The following is a 25,820-nucleotide window of genomic DNA, read 5'->3' on the forward strand; positions in this document are numbered from 1 at the left end:
CGCCGGGTTGTCGGGGTCGTGGCGCGGTACCGCGCTGGTCCGCTCGTCCTCCCCGGGGGCGCGGGGGGAGCTCGCCTGGGGGGGCGCGGCACGGCCGGCCGGGCCGCTCGGGCCGGCCGTGCCGGCGGAGGTGCGCAGGCCGGGGGAGAGCGCGCGTCCCTGGGCGGCGTGGCGGGAGGAGACCTTCGTGGTGACGGCCCGCAGGGTGCGGGTCCGGCCGGACTCCCGGACCGTCAGGTCGAGGTCGACGGGCCGGGCCGTGTTGCTCTCACCGGGCTGCAGCAGAGTGCCTTTGCCGTCGGCCCACCGCTGGTGGGAGACGAGCGCCGTGCCGAGCGTGGACACCTGGGTGTCCTTGCCGGCCTCCGGCATGCGGCTCACCCCGGCCGGGGCGGCCGTCCGCGGGGCGCTGCTGGGACCCGTCACGTAGACGGTCGTGCGGCTGCGGGTCACGCCGAGCCGGGTCAGCGGGCCGCTGGCCACGGAGACCGGGCGGGCCTTCGCGGCGTCGGGGCGCTTCAGCGCCGGGGCGCCCAGGTGCCGGGCGGTGGCGGTGTTGCCCCGGTGATCGAGGTAGAGCAGACCGCCGCGGGCGTCCGGGGTGAGGCGGAAGGGGACGCTGTCGGTGCGGGCGACGGTGGTGGCGTGGCCGGTCGTGTCGAGCGAGACCACCTGGGCGCCGCGGGCAGCCAGGGTGGTGCTGCCCGGGCCGGGGACGGCCGAGGTGACCTGGCCCTTCACCGTGGTGGGCGGGCCGGTGCGCCCGGTGCGAGCGTCCAGGCGCAGCAGCCGGGTGCCGGGCTGCTCGTCGGTACCGGACTGGGTGAGTACCGCGGTGTCGCCGTTGCCGCAACCGGGGTTGTAGTACGAGAGCGAGGAGAGGACGGGCAGCTTGCGCACCGCTCCGGAGGTCAGGTTGACCACGGCCGTGAAGCCGCCACGGGCCATCAGCTCCGGCTTGTTGGTGAAGGTGCGCGGGGCGTAGACGACGACAGCGTAGTGGCCGGAGCCGGTCACGCAGGCGTTGCCGATCCACGCGTCCGCGTCGAAGCCGGGCTCGGCGAGCGTGGCCAGGTTCTTCCACGCGTAACCGGATGAACCGGCCGCAGTCAGCAGGTGGAAGCCGTCAGCATCCCCGCTGGTCGTCCAGGCGACGTCCTGCGAGGTCTGCCACCGCTCCCCGAGGAGCGCGGAACGCTCGCCGGCCGGGACGGAAGTGGGGTGCGAGGACGCGGGTGGTGCGGCCGAGGCGGGCCGGGCCGACGGCTCGGCCGCCCCCGCGGAGGTCGTGGAGAAGACCCCACTCAGCATCACGGCGGCCGTGAGGGCCGCCCATGATGCCCGGGGTCTGGACAGGCGATGACGCACGATGGTGCTCCAAAGTCATGTGCGGGCCCGCCCATGGAGGGCGGGCCCGCACTGCGTGGGCAGACCGCAGACACCCGTGTGCCGGGCACACGGGTGTGGAACTGCGCGCGTGGAAAGGGGTGACGAGAAGGGAAGACGGACCGGGGCCCTTCGCGGACCGGCTGGGAGGCCGCGTGCGGCGGACTCCCGGGGGTTCAGCGGGCCGGGGTTCCCGTCAGAACTTGGTGCTGCAGGTCATCGGGTACTCGTTGCCCTGGAACTTGACGCAGACCCGGTAGTAGTAGCTGGTGCCGCCGAGCATGTTGGACCAGTCGCTGCCGTTGTGGGGGATGGTGACGTTCAGGGAGCGGAGCAGCTTGCCGGCCGAGTCGTACTTCTCGATGTAGCCGGACGAGTTGTAGATCGAATTGCTGGAATTGTCGGTGACCCGGACCCACGCGGCCTGGCAGCCGACCGACCAGCGCAGTTCGGCCTTGCGGGAGTTGTTGGTGATGGTGCGCTGGGTGGACACCTCGGCCGTCTCGCATGCCGTCCCTCTGGGCCCCAGGTTGTCACAGCCGCTACCGCTGCAGCTGGCAGCGTACGAGGTGCCGGCCAGTGGGATGAGGCCCAGCGCCATGGTGGCCGCGGAGACGGTGGCGATACGGATTGCGGTGGTCTTCACGTACTTCTCCTGAAGGACGAGCCGGCCCCGTGCCTGCGACAGCAGACCCCCGGACCGGCGGTGGGCGGACCAGCTGTCGCGGGAGCCGGTCGACCCATCGGCGCGCCGTGTCGCGGAACCAGTCCGCCTGCCGCGCGGGCCCACCGCCTTTGGTGGGCGTGCCGCGGGCGCGGCGCACCGCACGTCGCCTTCCCCCGTGAACCGCCCCGAGAGGCGGCGGACGCCCCTGATCTCCCGGCGTCCGTGGCCGACCTTAGCGTCATGCCGCTGGCATAACCAGGAAAATATTTTGGGCATTTAAAGGTTTATCCGGGCAAGGGTGGTCGATTTTCCATGGGTATTGAACGGAAATAGTCGGCAGCGGATTGGAATTAATCGTGTGTTTCTTTGTCCGTCGATGACGGAAGGCGTCTGACGGTGCGATGCCGACGGGCGGGGCGTCCGGGCGCAGGCGCCCGGGCCGGACGGCCGGCAGGCGTGCAGGCGTGCAGGCGTGCGTCCGGTCGGCCGGATGGGCCGAAGTCGGCTTCCGGCTGCGCGGATTGCCGCGCCGCCCCCTGCCGTGATCGCGGTGCGGCCGCGGCGTCGCTTCGCTCCCGGCTCCGTCTGTTCCGCGAGAAAACGGTCTGGCAAGCACCTGATTGCGCCAGATCAAACTGGATCGAGAGGGGTGCGGCCGGACAGAAATAGATGAATACGTCCGGTTCTTCGGTAAGTTCGCAAGTGAGGCGCGTCGCCGGTATGAGTTCGAGTTCCACCCGCCCCACCATGCAAAGTCGATTTGACCTGCGGAACGTCCCTTTGAGGAGGTCGCGGCAGATCCGTCGCCGCACCGTTTCCTCGCGTGGCCCAAATGAGATGGCCATTACGGCGTTCATCAAGACTCACGGGCGCAAGTCCGGCTCGTGTCAGGTCCGGGGCTCCGGGATGTCCGGTATCCGTAGTCCGGTGACGACCTTCTCGCAGAAGGCGCCGGGTGTGTCGCCCGAGACGTCCTTCTCAGGGCCTCGTGTCCAGATGTGGACGGAGTACTCGACCTTGCCGTCCTTGGTGATGACCTCGAGCTGGAGACCGCGGCTGAGGATTCCGGCAGCCTTGTCGCCCCGGGCGTAGTACTGGACGTCGAGCGTCGAGGCCGGTCGCCCGCCGGGCGTGGCGTGGTGGTCGAGTACGTAGCGGCGCACTTCGCGGCCGACGGCTCGGTAGAAGCCGGCGAGGTCGTTGTCCGAGCCTTCGCGGGGCGGTGATCAGGGGTGACAGCGTTCCGGCCCATGCCGGGGGCGGCGGACCTTCGTCCCGTACGGTAAGCGTCGTCGTGATCGAGCTCGAACGCCGGAACGGTGACCAGCCCTCCACGGCCACATACAGCAGCACACCCCGTGACCACAGGTCCGAGGCGGCATCCGGACGTAAACCGTCACGCGCTCCGGCGCGATGTACTCGGGGGACCGGTGATCGCGCCGGTCTCCGTCAGCGGCGTGGCGCCCTCGATCTGGGCGATGCCGAAATCGGTGAGCGCCACCCCGCCGTTCTCGGCGAGCAGTATGTTGGCGGGTTTGACGTCCCGGTGCAGTACCCCGCCGTGTGCGCCGCAGTCAGTGCGCCGACCACCGCCAGGCCGATCCTCGCCGCCTGCGGCGGGGTGGGCGTGCCCTCCTCCAGGAGGTCTGCCAGGGAACGGCCCCGCACCCAACTCCAAGACGAGCCTGGGCCGTCCCTTCTCCGTGACGACGTCGTGCGGCGTCACGACGGGACGGCCGTGGATCAGGAGGCCAGGCGCGTGAGCGTGTCCTGGAAGGAGACGGTGCTCCTGGGGGGCCGGTTGTGGGGGAGCTTGGCCAGGATCGCGGCCATTCCGCAGGTGTTGGTCACGCCGGAGAACACGAGGCCGGCGCCGACCGCGCCGGACAGCCAGTGCGCCGGCTGCCAGGCGAATCCCGCCAGGAAGCCGACGACGACCAGCGACCCGGCCGCCAGCCGGACCTGGCGGTCCATCGGCCAGGTGGAGCGCGCTCCGGCGGGCCGGTCGACGGGGTGGCCCGCGGCCGCCCAGCCGCTGGTCCCGCCCTCCAGGGTCGCGGCCTCGACCCCCAGGCCGGACAGTTGGGTGCAGGCCTTGGCCGAGCGGTTGCCGGAGGCGCACACCACCAGCAGCGGTGCGAGGGCCGAAGCGCCCTTCAGCGCGTCGGCGGCCTCGTGCAGTCGGTCCAGGGGGATGTTGTGCGCGCCGGGGAGGTGGCCGCCGGCGTACTCGCCGGGAGTGCGGACGTCGATCACGGTGAATTCCGCGTAACGGGCGGACGCCTGGGAGGAGGTCAGGGAGGCGGGGGTGGTCACGGAACAATGCCTTTCGGAAATGGGTTGCCCTCCACGTACGATACCCATAGGGGTATAAGGGTCATATGAGGGAGGATGCGTGGAACTCGACATGTCGGCCGATGAGCTGAAGTCGGCGCTGAACCGGCTTCGGCGGGCGCAGGGCCAGCTCGCCGGCGTGATCAGGATGATCGAGGAGGGGCGGGACTGCGAGGACGTCGTCACGCAGCTGGCCGCCGTCTCCCGCGCCCTGGACCGGGCCGGGTTCTCGATCATCGCGACAGGGCTGCAACAGTGCATGACCAGCGACGATCCGCAGGTGCGGGACTCCGTGCAGATGCGGGCCCGGCTGGAGAAGCTCTTCCTGTCACTGGCCTGATTCCTGTCACTGACCTGAACGGTTGCCCCGTGGGGTGTCACAGCACGGCACCCACTGCCATCGTCACGGCGACGGCCAGCAGCAGAATGCCGAAGACGCGCTGGAGTGTGCCCGGTGCGATCTTGGCGGTCAGGCGTTTGCCGTCCCAGGCGCCCAGAACGGCCGTCGCGATGAACGGCATGATCAGGGTCCAGTCCAGGGTGACATCGGTGGCCGTCCTGGCCGCCAGGGCCACGAGCGCGTTGGCGATGATGACCAGCAGACTCGTGCCGACGGCCGCGCTCATCGGTACGGCCAGCACGGCCACCAGCGCCGGGACGGCGAGGAATCCGCCGCCGACTCCCAGGAATCCGGTGACCGCGCCCAATCCGGCGCCGGCCCCTGCCGCGCGCCCCGCCGAGACCATCCCGTTGCCTGTGGGGGTCCTGCGGCGCAGCATGCGCAGCGCGGCCAGAGCGGCCAGCACGGCGAAGGCCAGGGTGAGCACGGCGGCGGGGATGTGCGCGGACAGCAGTCCCGCCCCGCCGGCGGGCAGGATTCCCGCCGCCGCGAACAGCAGCCCCGCGCGCCAGTTCACGGCTCCCGTCCTCGCGTGGGCCACGAGGGCGGTCAGCGACGTGACGATGACGATGATCAGGCTGGCTGTGGTCGCCTCTGCCGGGCTGAAGCCGAGCAGGTAGATCAGCGCGGGGACCGTCAGGATGCTGCCGCCGGCCCCCAGGGCTCCGAGGGCCAGGCCCACCAGCGCACCGGCGGCCAGGGCCAGCAGGAACGCGGTCATGCGACGGCGCCCGCGAGGCCGTGTGCGTTGTGTGTGGCGCCTGCGAGGCCGCGTGCGTTGGGCGCAGTGCGCCTCGCCGCGCTCCATGCCCTCATGCTGCCCGTCGCATCGGCACAGGGCGCCGGGCGCTCGGCGAGCAGTCGCGGCAGGGGCGCGTGCACGGCCCCGGAGGCGGGGCGACCGCCATCGTGTCGGGAGAAGATCATCTTGCGTTCCTTACGTACTCCCGTCGACCGGGCAGCGGCCCGGACCGAACGGGAAGGTGCAGTCAGTGCTGATCAGGGGCTACGAGGGCGAGTCCCGCGTCCGCGGCTGCGGCGTAGCCGTCGTCGATGGCGACCACGTCCCGTCCGGCGGCGTCCAGCACGGAGGCGGCGATGGCCGCCCGCACACCTCCGGCGCAGTGCACCCGGACGGTGCCCGCGGGCACCTCGTCCAGGCGCTCGTGGATCGGGTGGTCCCGGGGCGGGTCCACGACGACGGCCGCCCGGGCTCCCCCGGCCAGGTAGCTGCGGTTGCCCAGACCTTCGGTCTCCAGGGTGTCGGCAAAGAACACGGCAACCTCCCTCGAAATTTTACCCCCCGGGGTATCTGTCACCTACCGTAACAGAGATACCAGGGGGGGTATTTCGGCGTGGGTGTGCGACGCCCGTCACCCAGCGGTGCTGCGGGTCCCGGCCTCGGCTTGTTCAGGCCGTGGACCCGCAGTCCCCGGGGCTGGTGCCGGGTTCAGACGGCCAGCGGTACGGGCGCCGGGGCGCCGATGCGGCCGGTGCGCGCCAGCCCGTACACGGCGCCGGCGCAGCCCAGCCCGGTCACCGTCAGCGCCGCCCAGGTCAGCCACAGCGCGTGATGGGCGGCGGCGAAGTCCCACAGCGCGCCGGTGGCCAGGTTCCCCAGCGTGATGCCGAGGCCGGAAACGGTGTTGTAGAGGCCGTAGTGCGTGGCCACCAGGCGGTTGCCGGAGAGTGCAACGACGGTGTCCATCTCCAGCGGGTAGACCACCGCACTGCCCGCCGCCAGCAGGACGACGGCCGCCGTCAGGGCCGCCAGCTCGACCGGGGTCCGCCACATCCCCGCACCGGCGGCCGGGGTGAGGGCGAGCGGGGTGAATGCCAGGCCCATCGCGGCCAGCCCGCGCACCATCGCCTGCGAACGGCTCCACCGCGCCTTCGCCCAGGCGGTCAGCCTGAGCTGCCCGGCGACCGCCACCGCGGCGGAGAGCACGAACAAGCCGCTCGTGACCTTCGTGCCGTCGGCCCCGAGCGCGGCGTCGGCGGCCATGGGCAGGGCCAGGTAGACCTGGAAGGTCAGTACGTAGGAGCCGATCATCGCGAGCGAGAACAGCAGGAACGGCCGGTTGGCCACCACCCGGCGCCACTGCGCGAGCATCCCGCCCGCATCCCCGCCGTCCTTGGCGGCGGTGGCGCGGCGGGCAGGCAGCGCGCGGCCCTGGAGCACGGTGAGCGCGGCGAAAATGGCGGCACCGACGGTGCACACCAGGCGGAAGTCGGCTGCCAGCAGGGCGAGTCCTACCAGCGGGCCCAGCAGCATCCCGGCCTGGTAGTAGACGTTGAACGCGGCGAAGGCATCCACCCGCCGCTCGCCGGCCTCGACGGCGAGGTAGGCGCGTACGGCCGGGTTGAACAGGGCCCCGGCGAACCCGGTGGCCGCCGACGCGGCCACCAGGGCGGGCAGGCTGTCGACCCACCCCAGCAGGGCGAACCCGCCGGTGCGCAGCAGGCAGCCGACCATGATCGGGGCCTTGTAGCCGAAGCGGTCGGCGATGGTGCCGCCGATCAGGAACATGCCCTGCTGGGAGAAGTTCCGCACCCCCAGCACAAGGCCTACCGCCCAGGCCGCCAACCCCAGTTGCCCTGCGAGGTGAGCGGCGAGATAGGGCATGAGCATGTAGAACGCGAGGTTGATGGCGAACTGGTTCACCATCAGCAGCCGCACCACCGGAGAAAAGCTCCGGGCCGTCGCCAGCAGCGCTTTCACCGGGCCACCCCCGCCAGCCCGCGCTCCTCGGCGGCCGTGCGGGCGGTCCCGGCCAGCGGATCGAGGACTGTCGTACAGCGGCTCCAGCGTGCGACAACCCGCTCACCGGGATGCGTCAGCTCGTCCGGCACGTCGGCGGGTTCCTGGTCGAGCAACTGGTGGGTACGGCACCAGGCGTCGTCGAATACCGTGCCCACATATCTCTGCGGGCCGTCGGGGAACACCGCGGCGATCCGCGTCTCCGCCGCCGATGTGGCGGCGAGCCGGCGGGCGACCAGCGCGACCGCGCCCACGCTCCACCCGCCCGTCGCGTACCAGGCCCTCGCCAGGGCGCGGGCCGACCAGACCGCCTCACCGGCGGCGACCCAGTGCACCTCGTCGAACAGGGCGTAGTCGACATTGCGCGGATAGATGCTGGAACCCAGCCCTCGCATCAGCCTCGGTGCGGCGGGCTGACCGAAGATCGTGGAGCCGCAGGTGTCGACCCCTACGATTCGTAGGGCGGGGAAGAAGCCGCGCAGCACCCTTCCGATGCCGGCCGAGTGCCCGCCGGTGCCCACGCTGACCACCAGGGTGTCGATGCGGCCGAGCTGGGCGACCAGCTCGTGGGCCAATGGGGCGTAGGCGGCCACGTTGTCCGGGTTGTGGTACTGATCCGGGCACCAGGCGTCCGGCCGTGTCGCCAGCAGCCGGTCGACCTCCTCGCGGCGGGCCTGCTGCCAGCCGCCCACCGGATGCGGCTCGGTCACCACATGCAGTTCGGCGCCGTAGGCGGTGAGCAGGCCACGCATCAGCGGCTCCATGCCGGGGTCGGTGACCACCGCCACCGGATGCCCGAACGTCACCCCGGCCAGCGCCAGGCCCAGCCCCAGGGTGCCGGAAGTGGATTCCACGATCGGCGCTCCCGGCAGCAGTTCGCCGCGTTCGCGTGCGCGGGCCACCATGTACAGCGCGGTGCGGTCCTTGATCCCGCCGGGGTTGTGTCCTTCGAGTTTCGCCCAGAACCCGTGGCCGGCGCTGGTGAACGGCTCACCGACCCACAATAGCGGGGTGTCGCCGACGAGTCCGGCCGGCGTTTGCGCGGCTGGTCCGGACGCGAGCAGCCGGGCAGGTGAAGAGGCAGAAGTAGTGCAGGTGTGCGGAGGATTCATTGTGTGTGGTCTCCCGCGACCCCGCCGTTCGGCGGGCCGCGTGATCGTGACGGCTGTTCAGGACGCGAACGCCACCACGGCACGACGGGGCCATCCGGCCACTCCCGTCACGCCGCGGGGCGGGTCCCGATCACGTCCGCCACACCCCCAGCACCGCCCGTACCCGTTGCTGCTCGCCGTGATTCCCGGACGCACCCGCCTCCGGCGCGCTGCGCAGGGCAACCGCCAGTGGCTCCGGCTCCACCGCGCTCGCGGGCGCGATCGCCTCCGGTGCCGGTGCCACGCACACGTCCCGGGACAGCACACCGGGGTTATCGCCCCCCGCGCATTCGGCGAACCGCAGCCCCCGCTCCCCGGCGCCCGGCGCGGACACCGGACCCGATGCGGGCACAGCGGTCCTGCCCGCGGCCGCGGCCGGGACCGGAAGCGAGTCGGACACGGCCGCGCGCCCGAGATCGGGCCCATGGGCGCAGGCCAGCACGTGCATGAGGGCTGCCAGCACCGCGGCGAGGGCCGCTGTGGCCGCCGATCGGGAGTGACGCCGCAACACGAGCACGTCACGTACGGTACCTGCTTGATTACGTAAAGTGCTTGTTGGGTTCGGCCGCCCGGCCACTGCCAGGCGTGCTCTTCAGGGTCCGTGCCCCTCAGGAGAGAGAAGATGGAACCGAAGGCTCTCTACGGGCGCAGGGCCCGCACCCCACCGGACGCAAGGGGGAGTGATCTTCGATGTTGTACTGGCACGACCACGGCATGGGCGGGTGGGGCTGGTTCGCGATGACGGTCGGCATGGTCCTCTTCTGGGTGCTGCTCATCATCGTCGTCGTCCTGCTCTTCCGCGCATTCGGCCGGAGCCGTCCTGTCGGCGGCGGGCCCCCTGGCGCGCCCGGTTGGCCCGGGCCCGGCTCGTCGTCCGCGGAGCGGATCCTCGCCGAGCGGTACGCACGCGGCGAGATCGACGACGACGAGTACCGGCGTCGCCTGGCCACCCTCCGCGGCTCCCCACCGGGCTCGGCCGAACCATGACCCGCTCGGCCGAACCATGACCCGGCTCCGCTCGCCCACAGGCTTCTGTCATGGGCACACTCCGTCACGTTGTTGATGCCTACCCGCCCGGAGCCGCCCTTCTCCACTCCTCGACGCGTCCGCCGGTGTGACGCCCGGGGCGGTGGCGTCGCTGGTCGGAGTGTGAATACGAACGCGACGCACGCCGCCGCCCCTTCGCCCGCCTACCTCGCGGTGCTGCGCTCACCGGTCGGTCTGGGACTGGCCACTTCTCTTCTGCTCGTCGCCGTGATCGTCACGGACGTACTGTCGCTCGCGTCAGGGGGGTATCTGTACGGTCTGCTGCGCGGCGCGGCGGACGCCCGGGCGGCCCTGCTCTCGGTTCCCGGGATCGAGGACAGGCAACTCGTCTACAACCTCTTCGGCCTGCTCCGGAGCCTGCTGTATCTCACCACCGGAATCGTTTACGTGTGCTGGCTCTACCGCCTGCGCGACAACGCCGAAGTCTTCGCCCCCGGCACTCACCGACGGCACCGCAGCTGGACCGGCTGGGGCTGGCTCGTCCCGGTCGTCAACCTGTGGTTCCCACGTCGGATCACCCTCGACATCTGGAACGCGAGCCGTCCTGAGGGACCGTATGCACCCGATCGGCCGGGCCGTGGCCCGATCAACCTCTGGTGGGGCTTCTGGCTCGCTCAGGGCTTCGTCGCCCTGGTCGGCGGAGCGGTCTACGACATGGCCGAATCAATCGGCACGGCGAACGTGGGAATCGGCCTGCTCACGCTCGCCGACCTCCTCGACATCGCCTGCGCCGTCCTCGCCATCCGACTGGTCCGCAACCTGACGCACATGCAACACGTCAAGGCAATGCATGGGCCGGTCATCCGGTCCGGAGAACCCGTCGGCTGAGGGCGATCCACGGACTCGATCGCGGCAACGGGGGCGTACTTCCGGGGGGCCTCCGGAGAGTCACTTATGGCAACGCTCCGAAGATTTACGGTATTTCATGAGTTTTGCTCTTATTACGGCTTGTACGAGTTGTTGGCCACAGAGGACGGACGTAGTGTCGGTAGTGCCGCAGCAAGAGTCAGGAGCGGCACAGCGACATCCTCCAAAGGAGGCGAAGATGAAGGTACGCAGCATCTTCGACCACAGGGACAGGGACTACGGCGACTACGGACGCGGCGGACGCGGTCGTGGAGGCGACCGCGGCGGACGCGGACGGGACTTCGGCCGGGACTTCGGCCGCCACGGAGGCGGCGGCGGCGGAGGCCGCGGAGGCCGCGGGGGTTACTGACCCGAAAATCCCTGACTCCATCCCCAAGCGAGGCAGGCTCGCGCTTCGGCGCGAGTTTGTCTCGTGGTCTTGGGGCCCGCGACTATGGAGATGTTCCATAGTCCGAGCACCTCTGTGACGTGACGCCCATGCGCCTGCGCAGCTCACCACGGCGCCCAGCGCCCCCCGAAGAGACTTCTCAGGACTCGGTGACGGATATTCCGATCCGCACCGACCCCATCAGCATCATGGTGGCGTTCCGGCGCTTCTGGCCGATGACTGCGGGAGACCGGCGCTGGCTCGTCCTCATCTTCCTGTGCGCCGTCCTCGCCGCCGTCGCCGAGACCATCACCGTGCTGCTGTTCGCCGAACTCACTGACTCGGCGCTGCAGACCGGCTCCGTCAGTGCCTTTTGGAAACCGGCGGGCCAGTGGCTCGCCGTGGCCGTCATCGGCGCGGTGGTGGGATATCTGGGCAACTCGATCGCCGCCTGGACCGCCGAACGCTTCGTGATGCGGCTGCGGGCGCGGGTCTTCAGCCATCTCCAGACCCTCCCGCCGCACTTCTACCAACGCAATCGCCGCGGTGACCTGGTGGAGCGGCTGACCGGCGATGTGGAGGCCATCGAGGCGCTCGTGGTGTCCGGCATCGTCGGGGCGGCCTCGGCCGTGTTCAGCACGCTCTTCTACGCCGCCGCGGCCCTGTGGCTGCGCTGGGACCTGGCCCTCGTCACCTTTCTCATGGTGCCGCTCTTCTGGTTCACGACCAGCCGATTTACCCAGCCCCTGCGCGCGGTGTCCCGGCGTGGCCGCGCCGCCGACGGCGCCATCACGGCGGTCGTCGAGGAGACGCTGGTCAATGTCGTCATGACGCAGGCGTACAACAGGCAGCCCGACGAGGAGGCGCGGCTCTTCGGCAAGGCACGCATCCGGCTGAAGGCAGCGGTGAGGGCCGTCCGCCTCACCGAGTTCTACGAGCAACTCGTCGAAGTCCTCGAAACCTTGTGCGTCCTGACGATCATCGGCCTGGGGGTGTGGGAGATCTCCGCGGACCGGATGACTCTCGGACAGCTCCTGGCCTTCGCCGCCTTCATCGGCTACCTCTACCCGCCGATCCGCTCCCTGGGCCAGCTCGGTCTGACGGCCACCGCCGCGACTGCGGGAGCCGAGCGGCTGCTGGAGATCCTGGACGCCCGACCCGCCGTCACCGACCCGGCCGCCTCCGTGCCCGCCCCGCCCCGGAGCCGTGCGCTCGGCGAGGTGGAGGCGCGCCAGGTCCTCTTCCACTACCCGGACAGCAGCGAGCCCGTTCTCCGGGATCTCTCGTTCACCGCGAACCCCGGGGAACTCCTCGTCATCACCGGCCCCAGCGGCGCCGGCAAGTCGACGCTGGCGGCTCTGCTGCTGAGGTTCTACGACCCGGATGCCGGCAGCATCCGGCTGGACGGCGTGTCCGTGGATCAGCTGCCACTGACCTACTTGCGCCGGAACATCACCCTGTTGCCGCAGGAGACGCTCGTCCTGCACGACACCATTGAGGAGAACATCGCTTGCGGACGCGCCGATGTGACCCACCGTGACGTCGTGGAGGCCGCACGTGCGGCCGACGCCCACGCCTTCATCCGGACCTTGCCGGAGGGATATGACACTGTCATTGCCACGGGCACTTCCCGGCTCTCCGGAGGGCAGTTGCAGCGGATCGCGATCGCCCGCGCCATGCTGCGCGACGCGCCCGTGCTCCTGCTCGACGAGCCCACCACCGGACTGGACAGACTCGCCGCACAGCGCATCCTCGCACCGCTGCGGCGCCTCGCCGAGGGGCGCACCACCATCGTCATCACACACGACCTGGCCCTTGCCGCGGACGCCGACCGCATCCTCGTCCTGGACGAGGGACGCATGGTGGAGTCGGGCACGCACACGCAACTCCTGGGCCGGAACGGTCTGTACGCCACCCTGTTCGAGCGCCGTACCCAACCCTGTAACGGCACCGTGTACCCGTCAGCCCGCCCATCGGGAATCCACTGGCGGTAGGCGGGCACTCACGGGATCCAACTGCGCGGCCGGCCACGCTTCCTGACGCGGCGGCCCGGAGGCGTACGGGCCGTACCCGGTGGCCGCCGGACCGTCGGATGCACGACGGTCGCTACCATCCGCTGTGACCGAAACAGCCGAAACAGCCGAAACAGCCGGAACAGCCGAAGAACCCGCACACCGCCCCCGCATATTCGCCGACCTGACGCCGCTGCGGACCTCCCCCCACTACCGGCGGCTCTGGTTCGGGAACACGGTCTCCTGGATCGGGCAGGGGATGACAGCGCTCGCCGTCTCGCTCCAGGTCTACGACATCACCGGATCCGCCTTCTCGGTCGGGCTCATCGGGTTCTGTTCGTTCCTGCCCCTGGTCGTCTTCGGGCTGTACGGCGGCGCCGTCGCGGATACCGTCGACCGGCGCAAGCTGGGGCTCGCGAGCTCGGCGGGGTCGTTCGTCCTCTCCGTTGCGCTGGCCGCCGTCGCCGTCGCCGGGGTGGAACAGGTGGGGCTGCTGTACGCGATCGTCGCCCTGCAGGCGGCCTGCTTCGCGGTCAACTCACCGGCCCGCAGCTCGATGATCGCCCGGCTGCTGCCGGCCGAGCAGTTGCCCGCCGCCAACGCCCTCACCTCCATGACCGGCACCACCGGCACGCTGGTCGGGCCGATGCTCGGCGGGCTGATCGTCGGCTGGTGGGGATACCGGGCCGCGTACACCGTCGACGCCGTCACCTTCACCGCCTCGCTGTACGCGATGTGGCGGCTGCCCTCGATGCTGCCGGAGCGGGCGGGAGACGCGGGCGCCAAGCGGGCATCCGTCGCGGACGGGCTGCGTTTCCTGGGGACCAGGCCCAATCTGCGCATGACCTTCTTCACCGACCTGTGCGCCATGGTGCTGGCCCATCCCCGGGCGCTGTTCCCCGTCGTCGCCGTGGTCTGGTTCGGCGGTGACGCGAAGACCACCGGACTGCTGGTCGCCGCCCCCGCGCTGGGGGCGCTGCTGGGCGGAGTGTTCTCCGGGTGGCTGGGCCGCGTCCGCCGCCACGGCCTCGCCGTGCTCCTCGCCGTCGCCTGCTGGGGCACCGCCATCGCGCTCTTCGGCCTGACCCGTCAGCTCTGGCTCGGACTGATCTTCCTGGCGCTCGCCGGTGCCGCGGACACCACCTCGATGGTCTTCCGGAACACCATGCTCCAGGCGGCCGTGCCGGACGAGATGCGGGGGCGGCTGCAGGGCGTGTTCATCGTCGTCGTGGCGGGCGGACCCAGGCTCGGCGACTTCGTCGCCGGATCGGTCGCGGACCTGACCTCGCCCGGCCTGGCGGTGACCGGTGGCGGGATCGCCTGCGTCGCCGCCGTGTCGCTGCTGGGGCTGCGGTGGCGCGGATTCGTGCGGTACGACGCCAAGAACCCGCAGCCGTGACGGCTCGGCACCGGACCCTGCTTCCGGACCTCTCTCCCGGACCTCTCTTCCGGATCGGGACGGATCAGGCCTGATCGGGACGGATCCGGCCTGATCCGGGCGAAAGGCCCTGCCCGTAACCGTCAGGCAGACAGTGACCGCTTCATGATCTTGCCCAGGTCGTTGCGGGGCAGCGCCTCCAGGTAACGGACCGTACGCGGGCGCTTGTGCGGGGCCAGCTGGGCGGCCACATGGTCGGCGAGCTCGTCCTTTGCCGGGGGCGCGGCGGGGTCGGCCGGCACCACCCAGGCGACGATGCGCTCGCCCAGATCAGGGTCCGGTTCACCGGTGACGGCGGCCTCGCGGACGCCGGGGTGGTCGAGGAGCGCGTTCTCGATCTCACCGGCACCGATCTTGTACCCGCCGCTCTTGATCAGGTCGGTGGCCTTGCGGCCGACGATCCGTACGTAGCCGTCGGGGTCGCGGGTGGCCATGTCCCCGGTACGGAACCAGCCGTCCTCGGTGAGCGCCGCGGCGGTGGCGTCGGGGCGGTTCAGATAGCCGGTGAAGAGGTTCGGGCCGCGCACCTGGATCTCGCCGATGGTGTCGGGGCCGGTGAGGACGGTGCCGTCCTCCTCGACCAGACGGAGTTCGACGCCGCGCAGGGGTGCGCCGACCGTGCCGGGACGCGGTTCGCCGTCGGCCCGGACGCCGGTGTTCATCAGGGTCTCCGTCATGCCGTACCGCTCGATGACCCGGCGGCCGGTCGCCGCCGCGATCCGCTCGTGGTCGTGGACCGGCAGCGCGGCCGACCCGGACACCAGCAGCCGGGCCCCGGCCAGCGCCTTCGCCAGCCCGGCCGCGTCCGGGCCGGAGCCGTCGAGGGCCTCGGCCAGCCGGTGGTACATCGTCGGTACGCCGAAAAGCATCGTGCCGCCGGACGACAGCTCCCGGGCCACCCCGTCGGTCGAGAACCGGCCCAGGTGCCGCACCGATCCGCCCCGGCGCAGCGGCCCGAGCACGCCCAGGATCAGACCGTGCACATGGAACAGCGGCAGGGCGTGGACGAGTACGTCGTCGCCGGTCCACTGCCAGGCGTCCTCCAGCGCGTCCAGCGACGCGGCGATCGCCCGCCGCGACAGGACCGCGCCCTTGGGCGGGCCCGTGGTGCCGGAGGTGTAGACGATCAGCGCGGGGGCCTCGGGGGAGGGCTCGGGGAGTGTGGGGCACGCCGCCCCGTCCGGGGCCGTCTCGACATCGATACGGTCCAGCGCGTCCAGTACCGGCGGGAGGACGTCGCCCGCCCCGGCCAGCACCACGCCCGGTTCGCTGTCGGCCACGATGTGCGCGAGTTCGCGCGTCCCCGTCCTCGGATTGAGCGGCACCGCCGGCACCCCGGCCCGCAGCGCGGCCACGACGGCGACCACGGTCCCGGGCGTGGGCGTGGCCCAGACGGCGACCCGCCCGGCACCGGTGAGACGCGCGGCGAGCGCGGTGGAGGCAAGGGCCAGCCGGTCGTACGTCAGGGAGTGTTCGCCGAACCGGATGGCCTCACGGACGGAACCGTCATCGGGCACGCACAGAAGAGAAGTCACCCATCGCACCTTAGACCGACCGGCAAATGGGGGCGGGAGAAGGAGCGGGGCCGGGTGCGGTTCAGCTGCAAGGCGGAGGATCGAGGCAGATGGGGTCTCCCCTGCTCGAGCGAAGCCGAGAGCTCGGGGAAGGAGCGTTGGTGATTGACGACAACGCCGCAGATGCGCGTGCCGAGCCCCGCGACGCCGCCCCCCATTTGCCGGTCGGTCTTACGACCTCACCCGCGATAGAGAGTGGATCAGCGAGCGGCGTCATGTTCGAATCCAAGGCGGAGGAGGGAAGCGACGCGGAGCGTCGTTGACCGACGACAACGCCGGAGGCGGAGTCGCAGGGCGTCGGGAGCCCGCTCTCCATCGCGGGTGAGGTCGTTAGGGCCCTACTCACGCCGAAGGCTCCGCATGCGCCCGTACGCGTACACGCCCCCCGCCAGCGCAAGGTCCGACAGCAGCATGAAGCCGATCGAGTACGACCCCTGCGCGCTGTAGATCGCCCCCATCACCAGCGGCGGTACGAAGCCACCCAGGCCGCCCATCGCACCGACGATGCCGGTCACGCTGCCCACCTTCGCCTGCGGCGTCACCTGGGAGACCAGGGCGAAGACGCTGCCGCTCGCGGTGCCCAGGCCCGCCGCCATGCAGAGCAGCGCGACCGTGCCGCCCGGGGCCAGTTCCGGGTCGAAGGCCTGCACGATCGCCATCAGGGCGGCCAGGCAGAGCGCGGCCGCGGTGACCACGGCGGGGTGGACGCGGTCCGAGAGCCAGCCGCCGATCGGCCGGAAGACGACCGTGACCAGAGCGAACCCGGCGGCCTTCGTGCCCGCGTCGGTCGCCGAGAGTCCGTACCAGGTCTTCAGATACGTGGGGAGGTAGACGCCGAACGCCACGATTCCGCCGAAGCCGATCGCATACAGCGCGGACAGCTCCCAGGTGACCCGCAGCCGCCCCGCGTCGCCCAGCCGGTGGGCAAGCGAGTCGGTCGGCACCGGGCGGTCCGGGCGGTCGCCGACCAGTACCGCGGCCAGCGCCGCGTACACCAAGAGCGCGCCCGCGACGACCAGGAACGGCAGGTTGTCGCCGTGCTTCGCGATCCGCGGGGTGAAGTACCCGGACAGGGCGACGCCGCCCATGCCCATGCCGAACACCCCGAGCGCGAGCCCCCGCTTGGCGGGCGGGAACCATGAGTTGACCAGCGGGATGCCGATCGCGAACGTCGTGCCGCCGAGGCCCAGCAGAAAGCCCGCGGCGAGCATCGCGGCGTAGGAGTTCCCCGCCGGGATCAGCAGCAGCACGGGCACGATCGTGAGCGCCGAGATCAGCGGGAACATCAGCCGCGCACCGTACTTGTCGGTGAGCGCGCCCACCGGGATCCGGCCCAGCGAACCGACCAGCACCGGCACCGCGACCAGCAGCGACTGCTCGAAGGAACTCAGGCCCAGCCGCTCCTTGTAATCCCCGGACATGGGCGCGATCAGATTCCAGGCCCAGAAGGTCAGCCCGAAGCCGACCGTGGCCATCACGAGGTTGCGGCAAGCGGCAGCGGACACCGTGCCGACCGGAGCGGGGGACTGCTTGACGGCTGTATCCACCCCTTCAGTCAAGAGCGGACGGAAGCCGTGGGCCCGCCGGACTGCGCCATGCGAGGCAACACGGCCGGGCCGCGGTCCCGGGTACCGCTCCGGTGCGCCATACGAGGTCACGAACCGGACAAAGCTGAGACAATCGCAGCATGGACCGTCTGGACAGGGAGATCCTCGGCATCCTCCAGGAGGACGCCCGGATCTCGTACCGCGATCTGGGCGTACGGGTCGGGCTCAGCGCCAACGCCGCGGCCGACCGGGTGCGCCGGTTGCGGCGCGACGGTGTCATCCGCGGCTTCACCGTGATCATCGACCCGGCCGCCGACACCCGCACGGGCCTCGTCGTCTTCATCGACGTGACGCTGCGTATCGACACGACGAACGAGGTGTTCGAGCGGGCGGTGCTCGCGCTGCCCGGCATCACCGAGGTGGTGCATGTGACCGGCGGCCACGACTACCTCGTACGGGCCACCGTCGCCGACACCGCGGCCCTGGACGGACTGCTGCGCAGGCTCAAGCGGGAGGCGGGTGTCGCCCACTCCAACACCCGCGTCGCGCTCAGAGCGGCGCCTGCTCGATGACAGTCGCGCGGGTGGCTGTCAGAGCGGCGCCTGCCAGATGACGGTCGACGAGCGTGAGCCGTCCTCCTCGCGACCGTCGTCGGCGACCGACAGCCGGACCGCGGCCCGCCCGTCGGGCTCCACGGCCGCCGCGTCCACCTCCACCTCGATGGCCGACACCCCGGTCCGCCGGTGCGCGGCGGCCAGGGCGCCCCGCAGCACCGCGAGCAGCCGGCCGTCCACGGGCTCCCGGACCAGCGTGTCGACAGCCCCGTTGAAGTGCACCGACGGCTGGAAACCGAGCACGGCGGCGGCGCCCCCGGTCTCCCGCAGCACCCGGCCACGGAAGGTGGTGGGGGCCTCGGCGGGCGGCTGCTGGAGGGCGAAGATCGCCGTCCGTACCTCCTGAATGGTGGAGTCCAGCTCGTCGACGGCTTTGCCGAGCAGCTCGTCCGTCTCCGGGGCGGCGGCCCTGCGGCGCGTCGACTCCAGCATCATCTCGGTCGCGAACAGCCGCTGGACGACGAGGTCGTGCAGATCGCGGGCGATCCTGTCCCGGTCCTCGTACACCGCGAGCTGTTCCCGGTCGTGCTGGGCGTCCGCCAGGACCAGGGCGAGCGCGGCCTGCGAGGCGAACTGCGAGGCCAGCTGCCGGTCCACGGCCGTGTACGGGCGGGCGCCGCGCCGCCGGGGCAGGGCGAGGGTGCCGATCAGCCGCCCGCCGCTCTGCAGCGGCAGCATCATGCTGGGCCCGAACCGCGACCGCACATGCGTCGTCATCCGCGGATCGGTGGCCGAGTCCTCGATGAACACCGGTTCTCCGCCCAGCAGCGGGACCAGCACGGCGGAGCCGGGCTCGATGGTCGTACCGACGATCCCGGCCGGGTCGTCGAGCGTGGACGCGGTGACGATCTCCATGCCGCCCTCCTCGTTCGGCTGGAGGATCACCCCGGCGGCGGCGTCGGCGAGTGCCCTGGCCTCCTCGGCGACGGTCAGCAGCGCGTCGGCCGCGTTCCCGCCCGACAGCAGGGCGGTGGTGACGGCGGCCGCCCCCTCGATCCAGCGATCTCGTTGCCGGGCGGCCTCGTACAGCAGGGCATTCCCGATCGCGATCCCGGCCTGCGAGGCCAGCACCTTGAGCAGTGCCATGTCCGTATCGGTGAAGCGGCCGGTGCGTTTCTCGGTGAGGCAGAGATTGCCGAACACCTGGTTCCGCACCCGGATCGGTGCCCTCAGGAAGGAGTGCATCGGCGGATGGCCGGGCGCTGCCCCGCAGGAGCGCGGGTCGGTGGTCGGATCGTCGGAGCGGGGCGGCTGCGGTTCGGCGATGAGAACGCCGGGCATCTCCGAGTGCCCGCCCGTGAACCGGCCGAGGCGCTGTCGCTCAGCGTCGCCGAGTCCCGAGGTGAACAGCTCGCTGATCGTGTCGCACCCGAGGTCGAGTATGCCGAGCGCGCCGTACCGAGCCCCCGTCAGCGCGGTGGCGGTGTCCACGATCTGCTGGAGAGTGGCCCGCAGTTCGAGAGCGGTGCCGACACTCAGCACCGCTTCCAGGAGCATCGGCGGCCGGGGCGCCCGCGCACCGGCCGCGGCGGCCGCCCCCTCGTCCGGGGGCCCCGAGCGCGGGTGCGCCGCCGCCCTGTTCTCCGTCTCGTCGGTCATGCGCGCACCCCCGCGGGGTTCAGCAGGCGAGCGGGTCGAGGACCATCGGCTCGATCTTCCCGTCCAGCATCGCACCGAGCCCCAGTACGGAGCACACGTCGGGCCGGTCCGCGATGTGCACGGTCATGCCCGTCGCCTCCCGCAGCATCCGGTCGAGGCCGGGCAGCAGCGCGCTGCCGCCGACCATCATGATCCCGCAGTCGACCAGGTCGGCCACCAGGTCGGGCGGGCAGTCGCGCAGGATCTTGCCGAGGCCGTCGAGCACGGCGGTCAGCGGGGCGTGGATCGCCTTCCGTACGGCGGCGGTGTCGACCTCCACCGAGCGGGCCAGACCGGTCGCCACGTCCCGGCCGTGGATCTCGGTCGTGGTGGCCCCGTGAGAGCTCGGACCGCCGCCGTTGAGCGCGACTTGCAGCGGTCGTACGGACTGGCTCGGCAGCATCAACTCGTGGTGGTGGCGCAGATACTGGACCACCGTGTGGTCGATGGCGTCGCCGCCGACCGGGATACGTACGGCGGTCACGATCGAGCCGAGCGAGAGCACCGCGATCTGGGTGGTCGCCGCCCCGCACACCATGATCATGGTCGCGGTCGGCTGCTCGACGGGGAGCCCGCAGCCGACGGCCGCCGCGATCAGGGTGTCGACCAGCTCGACCCGCCGCGCGCCCAGCCCCACCAGGGTTTCGATGGTGGCCCGCTGAGCGAGCGGATCGCTGTCGTGCGGGGTGCAGGCGGCGGCCCGCAGCCGGGGCTTGCGGCGCAGCTGGCGGCGGAGCTTCTCGCCGAGCAGCTGGCGGAGCATCCGCTGGGCCATCTCGATGTCGATGACGGTTCCACCGGAGACCGGGCGGACCACTCGGATGTAGTCGGGGGTGCGGCCCGTCATCTTTTCGGCGAGTTCGCCGACGGCGATGAGCGAGCCGGTACGGGTGTTCATGGCGGCGGCGCTCGGCTCGTCGACGACGAGCCCGAGACCCTTGATGTACACGCGGGTCCGTGCGGCCCCGAGGTCGACGGCGACATGGCAACGGCGCAACTGCTCAAGGCTGACGGTCACGGCAGGTTCTCCCGAGAGCACTGAGGGGGTTCCGGCGGCAGCCGGCTCTCTTCGCATCGTGCGCCGTTCGGAGTCATCGCGCCCGTCGGGATGAGCCGTAGGGGGTACAGGTCTGACGGAGTGACAGAACGCGCGGTACGCAGAGGTCAGCCGGGCAGCAGTCGCTGGAACAGCCCCCAGGTGAATTCGGCGACATGCGATTCACCCGTGTCGGGCGCGTTGATCGCGAGCGCCCACCGGGTCGGCGCGCTGCCCTCCATCGGGCGGGCCGGCGCGAAGGCCCGGGCGACCTCGTCCACCGTGCCCGACCAGGGGCGCAGATCCTCGACCGTACGCAGTTCGGGACCCGGCGCTCCCGGCGCCCGCACCAGCCATTCGTTCCATACGGCCCCGCCCGGCGCGACCATCACCTCGAACCGCAGATCCGGCCAGAGCGGCACCGGCCACAGCAGCGCGTCGCACTCCAGATCGCCGATCGTGCGGTGTACGGACGACTCGGGCTCGCCGAGCACCGAACGGTAGCGCCGCAGGGCGCCCCGCCCGCGCGGCGCCCGCACCATGGCCTGCCAACGCCGGTTGGCCTCCCGCATCTCGGCGAGCGAGGCACTCAGCTCCTGCCGGGCCTCGTCGACGAGGGCGGGCTGATGGTCGGCCATCCGGCGCAGCAGGACGAGCTGGAACTCACGAGGGCCGAAAGGCGTGGGCGCGGTCATGGATTCAACGGTTCCACACAGGATCCTCACATGGGTGGCTATCTATGTTGTCCTACTGGCATCTAATCTGCGGGCGCCATGGATTACTGCCACCCGTGTCAACGGCATCTCAACGGCGCCCTGGCCTGTGCCGGATGCGGAACCCCCGCGGAGGCGCTGAGCCACTACGCCACGCCCGCGTTCTCCGGTCACGAACCGGATGCGGAGCGCGAACCGTCCGCACCGCCCCTGCCCGGGGGACGCCGCCGGGGGCGCGGTGCTGCCCGGCCGCCCGCGCGCGGCACCTCCGATTCCCGCAGGCCGGACCGGAGGGCCGGGACGCAGCGGCGTGGCAAGCGCGCACACCGTCGTCGGAGCCGGACGGCCCTGCTCGTCGTGCTCGGCGTGGTGCTCGCGGCGGGGCTGCTGAGCCTGGCCGAGCTGGCCATCGAGCCGAACGGCGACGACCGCGCCTCGGACTACGTACGCGAAGCGGTCCCGGTCACGACCGAGCCGGCCCCCGTCCTCTCGGCGAGCGACGCGGCCGAACGGCCCGGCCCGGTGGACGGCGCCTCCGTGCTCCCGGCCATCGATGCGCACCCCGTCGGTGCCACGGGTGCGGGCGAGGCGATGGGTAGCGCCCGCCCCGAGGATCCAGGCGCGGACAGTCCCCGCCCGGAGGATTCCGGTGCCGCGTCGGCACCGGAGTCCGCCGCGTCCTCCGCGTCCACGGAACTGTCGCCGGGCCCCGACGCGACCGAGGGGACGTCCGACGATCCGCCGGAACCGGCCCGGCCCGGCGGCGGCCCGACGAGGTCGGCACCCCCGGCGTCGCCCACCCCGACGCCGACGCCGACCCGGTCCGAGACGTGCTGGTTCCTCTGGTTCTGCTCCTGACCCGGTCTGCTCCCGAGCGTTCTGCTCCGGGCCCGGTTCTGCTCTGGACCTGGTTCTGTTCCTGGCCCGGTCTGGTCCCGGCCTGGTTCTGCTGCCGGCCCGGTCTGCTCCCGAGCGTTCCGCTCCTGACCCGGTTCTGCTCTGGACCTGGTTCTGTTCCTGGCCCGGTCTGGTCCCGGCCTGGTTCTGCTGCCGGCCCGGTCTGCTCCCGAGCGTTCCGCTCCTGACCCGGTTCTGCTCTGGACCTGGTTCTGTTCCTGGCCCGGTCTGGTCCCGGCCCGGTTCGCCCCTGACCCGGTTCCGCTCCCGAGCGGTACGTCCGCTCGCGCGGCCCCGGCCGCGCCCTGCCCTCAGTCGTGGCGCGGGCCCGACTCGCCCAGCATCCGCCGCAGCAGGTCCCGCAGCGTCGCCCGGTCCTCGTCCGACAGCTCGGCCAGCGGCTCCCGGGCGAACGTGAGCGAATCGCGCAGCTCCTGCGCCGTCCGCGCGCCCTTCTCCGTCGGGGCGGCCAGCTTTACCCGCCGGTCGGCGGGATCCGGTCTGCGCTCCACCAGGCCGCGGGTCTCCAGACGGTCGACGATGCCGGTGACATTCGACGGCTCGCACTTCAGCTTCTGGGCGATCCTGCGCATGGGCATCGGCTCCAGGGCGAGCAGCCCGAGGACGCGCGCCTGTGCGCCGGTGAGGGAGTGGGCCGCCGCGGCCTCGTCGTACTCCTCGTAGTAACGCGCCACGACGGTGCCGATGAGCTCGACGACTTCGAGGGTCAGAGGGTCTGTACGGGTGGTGGCCATGACACCCACGATAACCGGTTACTTGACAATATGAAATATCCAGGCGCATGGTTGTTTCACGTCATGAAGCATTTCCGCTTCCCCGTCGGCCCCGGCCGGCCCGGCGGAGCGTTCCCCACCCCGTAGGACATTGAGGAGACCCCGAGCCCATGTCTGCAGCACTTCCCGCGTCCAGTCGTGAATGGCACCTCGTGGCCCGCCCGCACGGCTGGCCGAAAGCCGAGGATTTCGCACTGCGTGAGGCCCCGGTCACCGCTCCCGGCGAGGGGCGCGTCCTCGTCCGTAACCTGCACTTCTCGGTCGATCCGTACATGAGGGGAAGGATGAACGACGTGAAGTCGTACACCCCGCCCTTCAAGCTCGATCACCCCATGGACGGCGGAGCGGTCGGCGAGGTCATCGCGTCGAACGCGGCGGGCCTCGCGGTCGGCGACCACGTCCTGCACGGCCTCGGCTGGCGTGAGTACGCCGAGGTCCCGGCCGAGCGCGTGGTGAAGGTCGACCCGTCGCTCGCCCCGCTCTCCGCCTACCTCGGCGTGCTCGGCATGACCGGTCTCACCGCCTACGCGGGCCTCTTCGAGGTCGCCTCCTTCAAGGAGGGCGACGCCGTCTTCGTCTCCGGCGCGGCCGGTGCGGTCGGCAGCCAGGTCGGCCAGATGGCGAAGCTCAAGGGCGCCTCACGGGTCATCGGCTCGGCCGGATCCGACGAGAAGGTCAAGCTCCTCGTCGAGGAGTACGGCTTCGACGCGGCCTTCAACTACAAGAACGGCCCGGTCGCAGAGCAGCTGCGCGAGGCCGCTCCCGACGGCATCGACGTCTACTTCGACAACGTCGGCGGCGAACACCTCGAAGCCGCGATCTCCTCGCTCAACGTGCACGGCCGCGTCACCGTCTGCGGAATGATCGCCCAGTACAACGCGACCGAGCCGACCCCCGGCCCGCGCAACCTCGCCCTCGTCATCGGCAAGCGGCTGCGCATCCAGGGCATGCTCGTCGGCGATCACGCCGCGCTCCAGCCGCAGTTCGTCCAGGAGGTGGCCGGCTGGCTGGCCTCGGGCGAGCTGAAGTACCGCGAGACCTTCGTCGAAGGCATCGAGCACGGCTTCGACGCCTTCCTCGGTCTGCTGCGCGGCGAGAACACCGGGAAGATGATCGTCTCCCTCGCCTGAAAGCCGCTCAGGGGCACCCATTAGTCTCATCCCCAGGCCGTCGCGATCGTGGGCGCGAGTCGCGGCGCACAGCAGAAGGAAATATCTCAGCATGGCTATTCAGGACATCACCGTTGCCTACACCGCCGTCGCCACCGCCGAGAACGGCCGTGACGGCCGCGTCTCGTCCGACGACGGCAACCTCGACGTCGTCGTCAACCCGCCCAAGGCCATGGGCGGAAGCGGCGCGGGCACCAACCCGGAGCAGCTCTTCGCGGCCGGCTACAGCGCCTGCTTCCAGGGCGCCCTCGGCGTCGTCGCCCGTCAGGAGAAGGCCGACATCTCCGGCTCCACGGTGACCGCCGCGGTCTCCATCGGCAAGACCGCCGAGGGCGGCTTCGGTCTGGAGGTCGCGATCACGGCCACCATCCCGAACGTCGACACCGCCACCGCGCAGTCGCTCATCGAGAAGGCCCACCAGGTGTGCCCGTACTCGAACGCCACACGCGGCAACATCAAGGTCGAGCTGTCGGTCGCCTGACCGCTCGCAACCGACCGAGGGCCGCATCCCGCAAGGGGGTGCGGCCCTCGGCCGTGCACCGGGCCACCGCGACGGGAGAGGCCACCACCCCCACCAGTACCCTGACGCCATGCGTGATCTAGGGGTGGGCTTCGGCTACTTGATCAAGGGGCAGCGATGGGTCGGCCGGCACGGACGCTGGTTCGGCTTCGGGCTGCTGCCCGGACTCATCACCCTCGTCCTGTACGCGGCGGCGCTCGTCGGCCTCGGCTACGGCGCCGACAACCTGGTGACCTGGGCGACCCCCTTCGCCGACGACTGGTCATCGCCCTGGCTCGGCCTGCTCCGTAACACCCTGACCGTGCTGGTGTTCGCCCTCGGTCTCTTCCTCGCCGTGATCACGTTCACCGCCGTGACCCTGCTGGTCGGCCAGCCCTTCTACGAGTCGCTCTCCGAGCAGGTCGACCGTACGGAGGGCGGCGAGGTCCCCGAGTCCGGGCTGCCGCTCTGGCGGGAGCTGTGGATATCCGCCCGCGACAGCGTCCGCATCCTGGTGCGGGTAGGGCTGTACTCGGTGCTGCTCCTCGCCCTCGGATTCATTCCGGTCGTCGGCCAGACCGTCGTCCCCGTGATCGGCTTCTGCGTCACCGGTTACTTCCTCGCCGAGGAACTCACCGCCGTCGCGCTCCAGCGCCGCGGCATGGTCCTGAAGGACCGGCTCGCCCTGCTGCGCGGCCGCCGCCTGTTGACCCTCGGCTTCGGCGTGCCGCTGGGGCTCGCCTTCCTCGTCCCGTTCGTCGCCGTGTTCCTGATGCCGGGCGCCGTCGCGGGGGCCACCCTGCTGGCCCGCAACCTGGTGGCGCCCGACGAGGACGACGACGCGGCCCCCGCCCCGTACACCCTCCACAAGGGCTGAGACGCAAACCGTTGTTCGTCCGCCGGGCGTCC

The 25,820-nt window shown here is 71.2% G+C and carries 25 protein-coding genes and 2 pseudogenes; 11 read left to right on the forward strand and 16 right to left on the reverse strand.

Translation table 11 applies throughout. From position 1 onward, the window contains the following. The 5 genes and pseudogenes from ACFU8Q_RS03490 to ACFU8Q_RS03510 form a co-directional block, all read right to left on the reverse strand. Positions 1-1,311 (reverse strand): annotated as a pseudogene (locus tag ACFU8Q_RS03490) (hypothetical protein); the annotation flags it as partial. Between the two features lie 271 nt (positions 1,312-1,582). Next, positions 1,583-2,032, reverse strand: coding sequence for a DUF2690 domain-containing protein (locus tag ACFU8Q_RS03495; RefSeq protein WP_384447229.1), 450 nt, complete (start codon positions 2,030-2,032; stop codon positions 1,583-1,585). A gap of 908 nt (positions 2,033-2,940) precedes the next feature. Beyond that, positions 2,941-3,216, reverse strand: coding sequence for a hypothetical protein (locus tag ACFU8Q_RS03500; protein ID WP_384447231.1), 276 nt, complete (start codon positions 3,214-3,216; stop codon positions 2,941-2,943). Between the two features lie 233 nt (positions 3,217-3,449). Further along, positions 3,450-3,779 (reverse strand): hypothetical protein, encoded by a 330-nt coding sequence (locus tag ACFU8Q_RS03505; RefSeq protein WP_384447233.1) that lies wholly within the window; start codon positions 3,777-3,779, stop codon positions 3,450-3,452. A gap of 17 nt (positions 3,780-3,796) precedes the next feature. After that, on the reverse strand, positions 3,797-4,369 hold the full coding sequence (locus ACFU8Q_RS03510) for a rhodanese-like domain-containing protein (protein ID WP_384447235.1): 573 nt from the start codon (positions 4,367-4,369) through the stop codon (positions 3,797-3,799). Positions 4,370-4,448: 79 nt separating this feature from the next. Between ACFU8Q_RS03510 and ACFU8Q_RS03515 the strand changes: the two genes are divergently transcribed. Continuing rightward, positions 4,449-4,727: a metal-sensitive transcriptional regulator gene (locus ACFU8Q_RS03515; protein ID WP_030403028.1), complete on the forward strand. Its 279-nt coding sequence runs from the start codon at positions 4,449-4,451 to the stop codon at positions 4,725-4,727. Positions 4,728-4,764: 37 nt separating this feature from the next. On the opposite strand, the gene ACFU8Q_RS03520 is transcribed toward ACFU8Q_RS03515, so the two are convergent. The 5 genes and pseudogenes from ACFU8Q_RS03520 to ACFU8Q_RS03540 form a co-directional block, all read right to left on the reverse strand. Further along, positions 4,765-5,508 carry a sulfite exporter TauE/SafE family protein gene (locus tag ACFU8Q_RS03520; RefSeq protein WP_384447237.1) on the reverse strand — a complete coding sequence of 248 codons (744 nt, stop codon included), beginning with the start codon at positions 5,506-5,508 and terminating at the stop codon, positions 4,765-4,767. Between the two features lie 268 nt (positions 5,509-5,776). Further along, a pseudogene (locus ACFU8Q_RS03525) lies at positions 5,777-5,965 on the reverse strand (MBL fold metallo-hydrolase); the annotation flags it as partial. 272 nt (positions 5,966-6,237) lie between these two features. Continuing rightward, positions 6,238-7,509: an MFS transporter gene (locus ACFU8Q_RS03530; RefSeq protein WP_384447239.1), complete on the reverse strand. Its 1,272-nt coding sequence runs from the start codon at positions 7,507-7,509 to the stop codon at positions 6,238-6,240. After that, positions 7,506-8,660 (reverse strand): PLP-dependent cysteine synthase family protein, encoded by a 1,155-nt coding sequence (locus ACFU8Q_RS03535; protein ID WP_384447241.1) that lies wholly within the window; start codon positions 8,658-8,660, stop codon positions 7,506-7,508. Before ACFU8Q_RS03535 ends, ACFU8Q_RS03530 begins: the two co-directional genes overlap by 4 nt. 130 nt (positions 8,661-8,790) lie before the next feature. Next, the gene (locus ACFU8Q_RS03540) at positions 8,791-9,216 is read right to left on the reverse strand and encodes a hypothetical protein (RefSeq protein WP_384447242.1); all 426 of its coding nucleotides are present in this window, start codon (positions 9,214-9,216) and stop codon (positions 8,791-8,793) included. A gap of 173 nt (positions 9,217-9,389) precedes the next feature. Between ACFU8Q_RS03540 and ACFU8Q_RS03545 the strand changes: the two genes are divergently transcribed. From ACFU8Q_RS03545 to ACFU8Q_RS03565, 5 genes are all read left to right on the forward strand, one after another. Next, positions 9,390-9,686, forward strand: a complete 297-nt coding sequence (locus ACFU8Q_RS03545) for an SHOCT domain-containing protein (protein ID WP_384447244.1) — start codon at positions 9,390-9,392, stop codon at positions 9,684-9,686. A gap of 162 nt (positions 9,687-9,848) precedes the next feature. Next, on the forward strand, positions 9,849-10,574 hold the full coding sequence (locus ACFU8Q_RS03550) for a DUF4328 domain-containing protein (RefSeq protein ID WP_384447246.1): 726 nt from the start codon (positions 9,849-9,851) through the stop codon (positions 10,572-10,574). A gap of 217 nt (positions 10,575-10,791) precedes the next feature. Then, positions 10,792-10,962, forward strand: coding sequence for a hypothetical protein (locus ACFU8Q_RS03555; protein ID WP_384447248.1), 171 nt, complete (start codon positions 10,792-10,794; stop codon positions 10,960-10,962). Positions 10,963-11,189: 227 nt separating this feature from the next. Further along, a complete protein-coding gene (locus ACFU8Q_RS03560) occupies positions 11,190-12,974 on the forward strand; it encodes an ABC transporter ATP-binding protein (protein WP_384447319.1) in 1,785 nt (594 codons plus the stop codon). A 124-nt stretch (positions 12,975-13,098) separates the two neighbouring features. Continuing rightward, a complete protein-coding gene (locus ACFU8Q_RS03565) occupies positions 13,099-14,391 on the forward strand; it encodes an MFS transporter (RefSeq protein ID WP_384447249.1) in 1,293 nt (430 codons plus the stop codon). A gap of 122 nt (positions 14,392-14,513) precedes the next feature. On the opposite strand, the gene ACFU8Q_RS03570 is transcribed toward ACFU8Q_RS03565, so the two are convergent. Both ACFU8Q_RS03570 and ACFU8Q_RS03575 read right to left on the reverse strand, forming a co-directional pair. After that, positions 14,514-15,965 carry an acyl-CoA synthetase gene (locus ACFU8Q_RS03570; RefSeq protein ID WP_384447251.1) on the reverse strand — a complete coding sequence of 484 codons (1,452 nt, stop codon included), beginning with the start codon at positions 15,963-15,965 and terminating at the stop codon, positions 14,514-14,516. Between the two features lie 377 nt (positions 15,966-16,342). Further along, the gene (locus tag ACFU8Q_RS03575) at positions 16,343-17,551 is read right to left on the reverse strand and encodes an MFS transporter (RefSeq protein ID WP_384447253.1); all 1,209 of its coding nucleotides are present in this window, start codon (positions 17,549-17,551) and stop codon (positions 16,343-16,345) included. 140 nt (positions 17,552-17,691) lie between these two features. Here ACFU8Q_RS03575 and ACFU8Q_RS03580 point away from each other — a divergent pair, with 140 nt between their 5' ends. After that, entirely contained in the window at positions 17,692-18,123 is a 432-nt protein-coding gene (locus ACFU8Q_RS03580) for an Lrp/AsnC family transcriptional regulator (protein ID WP_124717831.1), read from the forward strand. An 18-nt stretch (positions 18,124-18,141) separates the two neighbouring features. Here ACFU8Q_RS03580 and ACFU8Q_RS03585 read toward each other — a convergent pair whose 3' ends face one another. From ACFU8Q_RS03585 to ACFU8Q_RS03595, 3 genes are all read right to left on the reverse strand, one after another. Further along, positions 18,142-19,764, reverse strand: a complete 1,623-nt coding sequence (locus ACFU8Q_RS03585; protein WP_384447255.1) for a GAF domain-containing protein — start codon at positions 19,762-19,764, stop codon at positions 18,142-18,144. A gap of 19 nt (positions 19,765-19,783) precedes the next feature. Continuing rightward, a complete protein-coding gene (locus tag ACFU8Q_RS03590; protein WP_384447257.1) occupies positions 19,784-20,821 on the reverse strand; it encodes a rod shape-determining protein in 1,038 nt (345 codons plus the stop codon). 146 nt (positions 20,822-20,967) lie between these two features. Further along, positions 20,968-21,534 carry a hypothetical protein gene (locus ACFU8Q_RS03595; RefSeq protein WP_384447259.1) on the reverse strand — a complete coding sequence of 189 codons (567 nt, stop codon included), beginning with the start codon at positions 21,532-21,534 and terminating at the stop codon, positions 20,968-20,970. 78 nt (positions 21,535-21,612) lie between these two features. Here ACFU8Q_RS03595 and ACFU8Q_RS03600 point away from each other — a divergent pair, with 78 nt between their 5' ends. Further along, complete coding sequence (locus ACFU8Q_RS03600) at positions 21,613-22,410, forward strand: hypothetical protein (protein WP_384447260.1); 798 nt, start codon at positions 21,613-21,615, stop codon at positions 22,408-22,410. 350 nt (positions 22,411-22,760) lie between these two features. On the opposite strand, the gene ACFU8Q_RS03605 is transcribed toward ACFU8Q_RS03600, so the two are convergent. Further along, on the reverse strand, positions 22,761-23,204 hold the full coding sequence (locus ACFU8Q_RS03605) for a MarR family winged helix-turn-helix transcriptional regulator (RefSeq protein ID WP_384447262.1): 444 nt from the start codon (positions 23,202-23,204) through the stop codon (positions 22,761-22,763). A gap of 149 nt (positions 23,205-23,353) precedes the next feature. Here ACFU8Q_RS03605 and ACFU8Q_RS03610 point away from each other — a divergent pair, with 149 nt between their 5' ends. The 3 genes from ACFU8Q_RS03610 to ACFU8Q_RS03620 all read left to right on the forward strand — a co-directional run bounded on the left by ACFU8Q_RS03610 (position 23,354) and on the right by ACFU8Q_RS03620 (position 25,788). Beyond that, positions 23,354-24,373 (forward strand): NADP-dependent oxidoreductase, encoded by a 1,020-nt coding sequence (locus ACFU8Q_RS03610; protein WP_384447263.1) that lies wholly within the window; start codon positions 23,354-23,356, stop codon positions 24,371-24,373. 91 nt (positions 24,374-24,464) lie between these two features. Further along, a complete protein-coding gene (locus tag ACFU8Q_RS03615; RefSeq protein WP_384447265.1) occupies positions 24,465-24,893 on the forward strand; it encodes an organic hydroperoxide resistance protein in 429 nt (142 codons plus the stop codon). Between the two features lie 109 nt (positions 24,894-25,002). Continuing rightward, positions 25,003-25,788 carry an EI24 domain-containing protein gene (locus ACFU8Q_RS03620; protein ID WP_384447267.1) on the forward strand — a complete coding sequence of 262 codons (786 nt, stop codon included), beginning with the start codon at positions 25,003-25,005 and terminating at the stop codon, positions 25,786-25,788. Positions 25,789-25,820 lie beyond the last annotated feature (32 nt).

The organism is Streptomyces sp. NPDC057543, from assembly GCF_042801895.1.
GTDB lineage: Bacteria > Actinomycetota > Actinomycetes > Streptomycetales > Streptomycetaceae > Streptomyces.

What these genes read in the sequence shown, in the direction of transcription:
- ACFU8Q_RS03580 (WP_124717831.1), top strand. Translation starts at nt 17,692, where the DNA reads ATGGACCGTCTGGACAGGGAGATCCTCGGCATCCTCCAGGAGGACGCC.
- ACFU8Q_RS03560 (WP_384447319.1), top strand. Translation starts at nt 11,190, where the DNA reads ATGGTGGCGTTCCGGCGCTTCTGGCCGATGACTGCGGGAGACCGGCGC.
- ACFU8Q_RS03595 (WP_384447259.1), bottom strand. Translation starts at nt 21,534, where the DNA reads ATGACCGCGCCCACGCCTTTCGGCCCTCGTGAGTTCCAGCTCGTCCTG.
- ACFU8Q_RS03610 (WP_384447263.1), top strand. Translation starts at nt 23,354, where the DNA reads ATGTCTGCAGCACTTCCCGCGTCCAGTCGTGAATGGCACCTCGTGGCC.
- ACFU8Q_RS03605 (WP_384447262.1), bottom strand. Translation starts at nt 23,204, where the DNA reads ATGGCCACCACCCGTACAGACCCTCTGACCCTCGAAGTCGTCGAGCTC.
- ACFU8Q_RS03545 (WP_384447244.1), top strand. Translation starts at nt 9,390, where the DNA reads ATGTTGTACTGGCACGACCACGGCATGGGCGGGTGGGGCTGGTTCGCG.
- ACFU8Q_RS03620 (WP_384447267.1), top strand. Translation starts at nt 25,003, where the DNA reads ATGCGTGATCTAGGGGTGGGCTTCGGCTACTTGATCAAGGGGCAGCGA.
- ACFU8Q_RS03615 (WP_384447265.1), top strand. Translation starts at nt 24,465, where the DNA reads ATGGCTATTCAGGACATCACCGTTGCCTACACCGCCGTCGCCACCGCC.
- ACFU8Q_RS03600 (WP_384447260.1), top strand. Translation starts at nt 21,613, where the DNA reads ATGGATTACTGCCACCCGTGTCAACGGCATCTCAACGGCGCCCTGGCC.
- ACFU8Q_RS03535 (WP_384447241.1), bottom strand. Translation starts at nt 8,660, where the DNA reads ATGAATCCTCCGCACACCTGCACTACTTCTGCCTCTTCACCTGCCCGG.
- ACFU8Q_RS03520 (WP_384447237.1), bottom strand. Translation starts at nt 5,508, where the DNA reads ATGACCGCGTTCCTGCTGGCCCTGGCCGCCGGTGCGCTGGTGGGCCTG.
- ACFU8Q_RS03585 (WP_384447255.1), bottom strand. Translation starts at nt 19,764, where the DNA reads ATGACCGACGAGACGGAGAACAGGGCGGCGGCGCACCCGCGCTCGGGG.
- ACFU8Q_RS03555 (WP_384447248.1), top strand. Translation starts at nt 10,792, where the DNA reads ATGAAGGTACGCAGCATCTTCGACCACAGGGACAGGGACTACGGCGAC.